General features: G+C 44.6%; 8 protein-coding genes and 1 pseudogene. 8 read left to right on the forward strand and 1 reads right to left on the reverse strand.

Going from position 1 to position 9,316, the window contains the following annotated elements; genetic code table 11:
* From CXF82_RS09800 to der, 8 genes and pseudogenes are all read left to right on the forward strand, one after another.
* A pseudogene (locus CXF82_RS09800) lies at nt 1-373 on the forward strand (bifunctional tRNA (adenosine(37)-C2)-methyltransferase TrmG/ribosomal RNA large subunit methyltransferase RlmN); the annotation flags it as partial.
* A 32-nt stretch (nt 374-405) separates the two neighbouring features.
* Nucleotides 406-1,194 (forward strand): type IV pilus biogenesis/stability protein PilW, encoded by a 789-nt coding sequence (gene pilW / locus CXF82_RS09805; RefSeq protein ID WP_102044107.1) that lies wholly within the window; start codon nt 406-408, stop codon nt 1,192-1,194.
* Entirely contained in the window at nt 1,194-2,204 is a 1,011-nt protein-coding gene (locus tag CXF82_RS09810; RefSeq protein ID WP_102044108.1) for a RodZ domain-containing protein, read from the forward strand. Before pilW ends, CXF82_RS09810 begins: the two co-directional genes overlap by 1 nt.
* Before the next feature lie 22 nt (nt 2,205-2,226).
* On the forward strand, nt 2,227-3,342 hold the full coding sequence (ispG, locus tag CXF82_RS09815; RefSeq protein ID WP_101093357.1) for a flavodoxin-dependent (E)-4-hydroxy-3-methylbut-2-enyl-diphosphate synthase: 1,116 nt from the start codon (nt 2,227-2,229) through the stop codon (nt 3,340-3,342).
* A 138-nt stretch (nt 3,343-3,480) separates the two neighbouring features.
* Nucleotides 3,481-4,755 (forward strand): histidine--tRNA ligase, encoded by a 1,275-nt coding sequence (gene hisS, locus CXF82_RS09820; protein ID WP_101093383.1) that lies wholly within the window; start codon nt 3,481-3,483, stop codon nt 4,753-4,755.
* Between the two features lie 14 nt (nt 4,756-4,769).
* Nucleotides 4,770-5,390, forward strand: coding sequence for a YfgM family protein (locus CXF82_RS09825; protein WP_101093355.1), 621 nt, complete (start codon nt 4,770-4,772; stop codon nt 5,388-5,390).
* Nucleotides 5,391-5,401: 11 nt separating this feature from the next.
* Nucleotides 5,402-6,589, forward strand: coding sequence for an outer membrane protein assembly factor BamB (gene bamB, locus CXF82_RS09830; RefSeq protein WP_101093353.1), 1,188 nt, complete (start codon nt 5,402-5,404; stop codon nt 6,587-6,589).
* A gap of 85 nt (nt 6,590-6,674) precedes the next feature.
* On the forward strand, nt 6,675-8,150 hold the full coding sequence (gene der / locus CXF82_RS09835) for a ribosome biogenesis GTPase Der (protein ID WP_101093351.1): 1,476 nt from the start codon (nt 6,675-6,677) through the stop codon (nt 8,148-8,150).
* A gap of 857 nt (nt 8,151-9,007) precedes the next feature.
* Here the strand turns inward: der and CXF82_RS22470 are convergent.
* The coding region (locus CXF82_RS22470; RefSeq protein ID WP_219621781.1) for a hypothetical protein at nt 9,008-9,316 on the reverse strand (309 nt) is incomplete at its 5' end.

Genomic DNA, 9,316 nt, shown 5'->3' on the forward strand with positions numbered 1-9,316 from the left:
CCGTCGCTATATCGCCAAGTCTAATGCTAACCGTGGTCGTGTGACTGTTGAGTATGTAATGCTTGATCACATTAATGACAGTACTGACCAAGCGCATGAATTGGCCAAACTGATGAAAGATACGCCATGTAAAGTAAATTTAATTCCCTTTAACCCATATCCAGGTTCTCCTTACGGCCGTTCGTCTAATTCACGAATAGATCGTTTTTCTAAAGTACTGATGGAATATGGCTTAACGGTTATTGTGCGTAAAACTCGTGGTGACGATATCGATGCCGCTTGTGGTCAACTTGCAGGTGATATTAGAGACAGAACCAAGCGTTTAGCGAAAAAACGCATGCAAGAGAATCAAATTTCGGTCACAATGGATTAACTCTTTGTATCTATTGGTAGATAGGCTAAACGATGAATCATAGCAAGGTGAGCGTGCCGTTGGTTATTTTGTTGTCTGCAACAGTGCTTTCGGGCTGCGTGACACAAAATACCTATACTGGCACTGATACACCTGTCTCTGAACGAAAAGTCAATAAAGTGGCCGCGGCACGTCAACGGGTACAGTTAGGCTTAACCTATCTACAAAAAGGTAATAGCGAGCAAGCCAAAGCGAATTTAGACCGCGCTTTAGCTTTTGCTCCTGAGCTTGAAGATGTGCATATCGCATTTGCATATTATTACAGTTCAGTAGGTGAATTAGAAAAGACCGAACAGGCATACCGACAAGCAACAAACCTTCGGGATGCCAGCGGAGATTCATTTAATAATTTCGGTACATTCCTGTGTCAACAAGGTCAATATGCTGAGTCTGAAAAGATGTTCCTTAAAGCCGTTGAACGTCCTTTGTATACTCAGTCAGCATCGACTTATGAGAACTTGGGAATTTGTAGCCGAAAAGCAGGTCTAACAGAGAAAGCGCAACAGTATTTTGCTATGGCGCTTAAGTATGATCCTAGAAGACGCACCTCGCTTATCGAGTTAACTGAAATTGAACTTGAAGCAAAACGGTATACAGAGGCGAGAGTTCGGCTGTCACGCTACCATAAAGTAGCGGTCGAATCTCCAATCAGTTTAGCGCTGGGAATTGAAATTGAACAAGGTCTGAATGACGATGAAGCAGTTAGGGAATTTGGTGTTTTACTCTTAGCAAAGTTTCCTTCTTCGCCTCAGGCCAAGCAATATCGGGCTAATACGCATTGATGAAAAATGAACAGAATGATCTGCCCAACATAGATAACAACGACACTGAAAGCCTAGTGGAAGAGTCAACACTCACACTGGGCGTTTTGCTAAAAAAAGCCCGCGAAAATAAAGGCGTTTCAGTAGAGGATATTGCGACGCAATTGCATTTGCGCCCGAGTATCATACTTGATATTGAAGCAGACAATTTATTAGCAGTCGGCGCGGCGACCTATGTACGCGGCTACGTAAAAAATTATGCTCGCGCGGTGCAAGCAGACCCTTTTGAAGTGCAAGTTTGCTTAGATAAACAGCTGTTAAATGATGCTGAACCGTCAATGCAAAGCTTTTCACGCAAGAGAACACACCAAGCTCGTGACGGTCGGTTGATGTTTGTCACCTACGTCATTGTGTTTGTATTGTTGGCCTTAATGGTGTTGTGGTGGTTTCAAAAATCATCCATAGAAACCAACGTCGATTACTCACAACCAACGGTTGAGGAAGTTGCCGCATCTGCGGAGGAGGCTTTCTTTAATGAAATATCTGGCAATGGACAAACAACAAACTCGCAAAGTATCGATAATGATGAGCCCGTTAATACGGCATCAAACCAAGAGGGTGCGACTGAAACTTTGAGCACTCAACCCCAGAATAGCCTCGCCAGTGCGCCGCAGTCAGCAGGACAGATGCTGGTTTCAATGGTTGAGAGCCGACTAGGCGATAATGCCTCGAATGACGCTAATAGCGCCGCTGGGCAAGTTAATCTCAATAGCGATGCTACGCTGTCAGATTTGGTCTTAAGCCTCACGGGCGATTGCTGGATAAAAGTGACAGATGCGAACGGTAAGACACTGATCAATGGTTTAAAAAAGCCAGGAAATAACATCAATGTTACAGGCGCAGAGCCTTTCGCAGTGATATTGGGCGCTCCACAAGTTGTGAGTATTGAGCTCAATGGAACTCAAGTTAGTTTGCAACAATATCCTAGCGGTGAAGTGGCGCACTTAAGCCTGCCTCTGGCTGGACAATAACAGATGACTGAGCACAAAGACGATGTATAACGAATCTCCAATTATCAGACGCAAATCTAGCCGCATTTATGTCGGCGATGTACCGATTGGTGACGGCGCACCTATTGCCGTGCAGTCGATGACAAATACTAACACCAACGATGTGGCTGCCACAGTGGCACAAATTAACGCATTAGAAAAAGTCGGCGCCGATATTGTTCGCGTATCCGTACCCACTATGGATGCTGCAGAAGCGTTTAAGCTTATCAAGCAACAAACCAACATACCGTTAATTGCAGATATTCATTTTGATTACCGTATTGCCCTTAAAGTGGCTGAATATGGTGTCGATTGTCTGCGTATCAATCCAGGTAATATTGGCAACGAAGAGCGTATTCGCAGTGTGGTTGAATGCGCGCGTGACAAAAATATCCCCATTAGAATAGGGGTGAACGGTGGTTCATTAGAGAAAGAACTAATGGACAAATACAAAGAGCCTACACCTCAAGCGCTATTTGAATCTGCGATGCGTCATGTTGATATTCTCGACCGTCTTAACTTCGATCAATTTAAAGTCAGCGTTAAAGCATCAGATGTATTCTTAGCGGTTGAGTCATATCGTTTGTTGGCTAAGCAAATAATACAGCCACTTCATTTAGGCATCACTGAAGCGGGCGGTGCGCGTGCAGGATCGGTTAAATCGGCTGTTGGCTTAGGTATGTTACTGGCTGATGGTATTGGCGACACATTAAGAATATCGTTAGCGGCTGATCCTATTGAAGAGATTAAAGTGGGCTTTGATATTCTTAAGTCATTGCGCATACGTTCACGCGGAATTAACTTTATTGCTTGTCCGTCATGTTCTCGCCAAGAGTTCGATGTTATCTCTACGGTTAACGAGTTAGAGCAACGTCTTGAAGATATCGTTACCCCATTGGATGTTTCTATCATCGGTTGTGTGGTCAATGGTCCAGGTGAAGCGCTTATCTCCGATATTGGCCTGACTGGCGGTAACCGCATGAGCGGCTACTACAAAGACGGTGTGCGTCAAAAAGAGCGTTTTGACAATAACAATATTGTTGATTCGCTAGAAGCTAAAATTCGGGCAAGAGTCGCCTTGAGTGAAGCAAGAATTCCAGCGCAAGATGTAACTAAGTAAACAGCTTGATAGTCACAAGTGAGCTTGGCTTGCTTGTGATTTTTTATGGGTAAAAACACCCATTTTACGTTTAGTATCGAAACGCCTATAATGCAGGGCGTTTTTTATTTTCAAACAGCAAATTTGGCGAATCGAACAGTGGCAAAACAGATCCAAGCGATCCGCGGAATGAACGACATTCTGCCGACCCAAAGTCCTATATGGCAAAAACTTGAAACCGTTCTTAGAGAGACTGTCAGTGCATACGGTTACAGCGAAATCCGTACACCTATCGTTGAAAGTACCGACCTTTTCAAACGTTCAATCGGTGAAGTTACTGATATTGTTGAAAAAGAAATGTATACCTTTGAAGACCGTAACGGCGACAGCTTATCGTTACGTCCAGAAGGTACCGCATCAACGGTACGCGCCGGTAATGAACACGGTTTACTGTATAACCAAGAGCAACGTCTTTGGTATATGGGTCCTATGTTCCGTCATGAGCGCCCACAAAAGGGACGTTACCGTCAATTCAATCAATTTGGTGTTGAAGTCTATGGCATCGCCAGTGCTGACATCGATGCTGAAGTATTAATGCTATCTGCCATGCTTTGGGAAAAGCTGGGGATTTCCGAGCATGTCACACTTGAGCTAAACACCTTAGGTGATAGCGAAGAGCGTGCAGCATATCGAGATGCTTTGATTGCCTTTTTAGAGCAACATAAAGATGTGCTAGATGAAGATAGCCAACGCCGTATGTACAGTAACCCGCTTAGAGTTTTAGACTCTAAAAATGCTGCTGTTCAAGCTTTGTTAGGCGATGCACCAGCGTTGATGGATTACTTAGGCGAAGAGACTCGTTCACATTTTTCACATTTATGTGAACTCTTAGAGGCTGTTGGCATCCAATACACAATCAATCCTCGTCTAGTGCGCGGCTTAGATTACTATAACCGCACCGTGTTTGAGTGGGTGACATCAAGTCTAGGCTCACAAGGCACAGTTTTAGCTGGCGGCCGTTACGATGGTTTAGTGGGTCAACTCGGTGGTAAGTCAACACCAGCAGTCGGCTTCGCTATGGGTCTAGAGCGTATTGTGTTATTGCTAGAAACTCTCGAGCTAGATAAAGATGTTAAACCAGCCGTTGATGTCTATGTCACCGCGATGGGTGATAACTGCCGAGTTGAAGCGATAAAGGTTGCGCAAGAGTTAAGAGCAAGTTTGCCGAGTTTGAAAGTGATGAGCCATTGTGGTGGTGGCAACTTTAAAAAACAGATGAAGCGAGCAGATAAAAGCGGTGCTGCTGTGGCACTTGTGATTGGCGAAGATGAACTTGCCAATAATCAAGTGGCAGTAAAGTACCTTCGTGAAGATAAAGCACAAGAATTAGTTGCCCGAGAAGCGTTGGCGACTTATATTGCAGAACTGATTTAAAAGGGGAAGTACACGTGGAAGTCTATAGCACAGAAGAACAACAAGTAGATGCTATCAAACAGTTTTGGAAAGATTACGGTAGTTCAATTGTCGTAGGTGCTGTTGTCGGTTTAGGTGGATTATTTGGTTGGAACTATTACTCCGACTATCAGTTAGCTCAAGCTGAAGCCGCTTCAGAGTCTTTTCAGGCACTAAGCAGTCAAAATACAGCTGATGCAGCAATGCTAAGCGCTGCAGATACGTTTGCTAAAGAACATGGTCAAAAAGGCTATCAGTCTTTATTAGAGCTTATGGTCGCTAAGTCAGCCGTTGAAACGGGTGATTTGGAAAAAGCCGAAGCCACACTTAAAAATGTGATTGCGGTTAATGCCGATAGTAGCATCGTGCTTGTAGCAACCATGCGTCTTGCACGCGTGCAAGCAGAGCAAGGTCAATATGCGACAGCGATTACTACGCTTGAGCAGATCAAAGATGTTGCTTCAGCAGCACAAAGAGATGAATTAAAAGGTGATTTCTTGGTTCGCCAAGGTGAAACCGACAAGGCTAAGCTTGCCTATCAAGCTGCAGTAGAAAATGGTGGCACTATGAGTAGTCCAACATTGCAAATGAAGCTTGATAATTTGAACAAGGCATAAGGAATCTGCCCATGAAGTCTTGGTGCAAAACACTATTCGCATGTGGATTGAGCATAGGAATGCTGTCTGCGTGTGCATCGAACGATGTTGAGGAAGAGCCCGTTTCTCCGCTTACAGAAATTGAAGCAAGCGTTTTTCCAGAAGTAACCTGGAGCGCTAATGTCGGTGCCGGTGTGGGTGATTATTATTCACGCCTACGTCCAGCGGCGCGTTATGATAAAATTTTTGTTGCTGACCGCTACGGTAAAGTCGTTGCTTTTGATGAAGCCACAGGCAAAAAAGTGTGGGATAACGATTTTAGCTCAATCTTTAGAGATAACATTCTCGCTAAAAACAAAGGCGCACGTTTAGCCGGTGGTGTTACCGCGGCACGAAACAAAGTCTTTGTCGGTGGCGAAAGTGGCCTTGTTGCGGCATTTGATGCTGAAACAGGTGAACCTGTATGGCACGTTATCGCAGGCGGTGAAGTGTTATCAGCCCCAACGGTTGGCGACGACTTAGTTGTGGTTAATACCGGTTCAGGTACGTTAGAAGCTTTCAATGTTGATGATGGCGAAAAACGTTGGGTTTATGAAAACCAACTGCCAACATTAACTTTACGCGGCACAGGCTCAGCAGCTTATGATGCGGGTGGTTTCTTTGTAGGTACTGCTGATGGTAAAATCGCAGTAGTGATTAAAACCAACGGTCAGGCTGCATGGGCACAAGCGATTTATACGCCAGCTGGCGGTAATGAGTTTTCTCGTATGGCTGACGTTGATATGAAACCCTTGCTAGTGGGTGAAAACCTCTACGCAGTGAGTTACAACGGTAACCTTGTCTCAATGGAGATGCGCACGGGTCGTGTTGTTTGGACGCGTAAGTATTCAAGCTTTCATGAGTTAGCTTATTCAGGTGCAAGCTTGTTTGTTGTTGATGACCATAGCCGTATTTACTCTGTTGATAGACGAAATGGTCTAGAGTTATGGAATAATGTTGAGCTAGCAAACCGTAATTTAACCGCGGCAGTGTCGTTTAAAGACTACGTCGTTGTGGGTGATTTTGAAGGTTACCTACATTTTTTAAACAAGTCTGATGGTAAAATAGTCGGGCGTGTTCAAGTAGATAGTTCCGGTTTATACAGTCAGCCACTTGTTGTTAAAGACAACTTGTATGTGCAGACTCGTGACGGACAAATAGTTCGAGTTACACTTCCGTAAGCCGAATTGTTAGACATGATAAGGCCCCTGGATGTGTATTCCGGGGGCTTTTTAGTTAATAGAAATGAGTAATAGAGGCAATTAAATGATTCCTGTTGTGGCCCTTGTTGGGCGACCGAATGTTGGTAAGTCGACCCTTTTTAACAGACTTACCCGTACCAGAGATGCCTTAGTGGCAGATTTTCCTGGGCTAACTCGGGATCGTAAGTACGGCCGAGCGCACTTGTCTGGCTATGAGTTCATTGTGGTTGATACTGGTGGTATCGATGGCACTGAAGAGGGGATTGAAACCCGTATGGCTGAACAGTCGTTAGCGGCTATTGAAGAAGCTGACGTAGTCCTGTTTATGACTGATGCTCGCGCAGGTTTAACCGCAGCCGATTTAGCGATCGCGCAGCACCTACGTAGCCGTGAAAAAACCACATTCGTAGTCGCCAACAAAGTTGACGGCGTCGATGCCGATTCAGCGTGTGCTGAATTTTGGTCGTTGGGTCTTGGTGAAGTTTACCAAATGGCCGCGGCGCAAGGTCGTGGTGTAACGAACATGATTGAGTACTCTTTAGCACCTTACGCGGAAGCGATGGGGATCACCAAGCAGGGTGAAGGCGAAGAGGACGAAGAAGAGCGTGAATACACGGAAGAAGAAGCCGAAGTTGAGCAGAAACGTCTACAAGACTTACCGATCAAACTTGCTATTATTGGTAAGCCTAACGTAGGTAAATCAACGCTAATCAACCGTATTTTAGGTGAAGAACGCGTTGTTGTGTATGACGAGCCAGGCACCACCCGCGACAGTATTTACATTCCAATGGAACGTGAAGGTCGTGAGTATGTGTTAATTGATACTGCAGGTGTTCGCCGCCGCAGTAAAGTACATGAAACGGTTGAGAAGTTCTCGGTTATTAAAACCTTGAAAGCCATTGAAGACTGTAACGTGGTACTGCTTATTATTGATGCCCGCGAAGGTATTGCTGAGCAAGACTTAGGTCTACTTGGTTTTACACTTAACGCTGGTCGAGCACTCGTTATTGCCGTCAACAAGTGGGACGGAGTCGATCAAGAGATAAAAGAACGTGTTAAGAGCGAACTCGACCGCCGTTTAGGCTTCATCGACTTTGCCCGTATTCACTTTATCTCTGCATTGCACGGTACAGGTGTTGGCCATTTATATGAGTCAGTTGAAGAAGCATACGACAGTGCAACTAACCGCGTAAGTACGGCAATGTTGACGCGTATTATGCAAATGGCGCAAGACGATCACCAGCCTCCATTGGTTAGAGGTCGCCGTGTGAAGCTTAAATACGCTCACGCTGGTGGTTACAACCCTCCTATTGTAGTTGTTCACGGTAACCAGGTTAAGAAGCTACCTGATTCATACAAGCGCTATATGATGAACTACTACCGTCGTTCACTTAAAGTGATGGGTACACCGATCCAGATCCGTTTCCAAGATGGTGAAAACCCGTTTGAGGGCATGCACACTAAGAAGCTGACAGTGGGTCAAGAACGTCGTCGTAAACGTATGACGTCTCATATCCGTGACAAGAAGAAAGAAGATTAATTCTTTGCTCTTTGCTTGATAGCAAGTTGATACTAAAAGGAACCCTAGGGTTCCTTTTTTGTTGCTTGGGGTTTGGTGGTCTGTGCCATAGGGCTATATTGGAGCTTTAAAGCATCAGGCTGCGCCTGACCAACGTCGTGGGATTCCATCCCACAGCCGGGCAAGGAGGACTGCTCGTCTGATGTGAATGGATTCACGAATGCCGCGGCGGCATGGATGCCGAAGAGTGGCCTTATCCTCCATGCATCCACCATGACGCCCCGACGAAGTTACATGCATTAAGTACTGAAGTGGTCAACTAATTTTGGCCTCGTGCTTATGGATAAATAGCTAACACTTCCGATGGGGCATCTGATGTGAATGAATTAACGTATGTGCAGACGCAACTGAGGCACGCTTTTCGCCATTCATGGCCGCTCTACGGTTTCATCCCTGAAACCGAAGGCCTCAGCCACATCTACACAGGGTTAGAAAACACAATCACTCGGCATTTGAGTTTGAAATAGAAAGTCTATAAAAGATATGGCTCTCCTGTCTTTTTGCTGGTCAACAAAGAGTTTCCAACGTATTTCGGCAACTTCGATGGGGAATGGGTGTATTCTGTGGCTCCATTTTGGTCTGCTAACAAATAGATATATGACTAAAGGCCGAGCTAGCTATTGGACAAAAGCTTGTCAGAGTTAAAACTCTTGAGTGATGAATTTCATTAGGGAAAATATGGCAAACGGATATGCGGTAACGCCCTTATAATAAGTGAACCTAGCGCTGGCGGGCGATTAGCACAGCAAATGGCATGACAGCCTTGAGTGAGTCTTGATTTATAAGCTTGTTAGCCATCTCTGACTATTTCAGATATATTAAGTAATGAAGAACCAAATAGCCCCAAATACCAACCAACTAATAGCCAGCATTCGTAATATCACTGTGTGAGTGGTGCTAAATTTAAAACTGAATGATATATGATTCAATAACAACATTATTGGTACTATTAGAATATCATAATTGCCATACCTGTACGGATTCGAAGAATCAAGACTTATACTTAACGTCCAAAAAAGGAATGACAATAGAATAGTGAGAAAGCCAAATTTATATATTTTATTTTCTGCAATCAGTCCTTTAGGTTTTTCCGTAAAAATAGCGATTAGTTTCTTCAACTCTTCATC

Origin of the sequence: Shewanella sp. GutDb-MelDb, assembly GCF_002836075.1 — a bacterium.
Taxonomy (GTDB): domain Bacteria; phylum Pseudomonadota; class Gammaproteobacteria; order Enterobacterales; family Shewanellaceae; genus Shewanella.

What these genes read in the sequence shown, in the direction of transcription:
- pilW (WP_102044107.1), top strand. Translation starts at nt 406, where the DNA reads ATGAATCATAGCAAGGTGAGCGTGCCGTTGGTTATTTTGTTGTCTGCA.
- CXF82_RS09810 (WP_102044108.1), top strand. Translation starts at nt 1,194, where the DNA reads ATGAAAAATGAACAGAATGATCTGCCCAACATAGATAACAACGACACT.
- ispG (WP_101093357.1), top strand. Translation starts at nt 2,227, where the DNA reads ATGTATAACGAATCTCCAATTATCAGACGCAAATCTAGCCGCATTTAT.
- bamB (WP_101093353.1), top strand. Translation starts at nt 5,402, where the DNA reads ATGAAGTCTTGGTGCAAAACACTATTCGCATGTGGATTGAGCATAGGA.
- der (WP_101093351.1), top strand. Translation starts at nt 6,675, where the DNA reads ATGATTCCTGTTGTGGCCCTTGTTGGGCGACCGAATGTTGGTAAGTCG.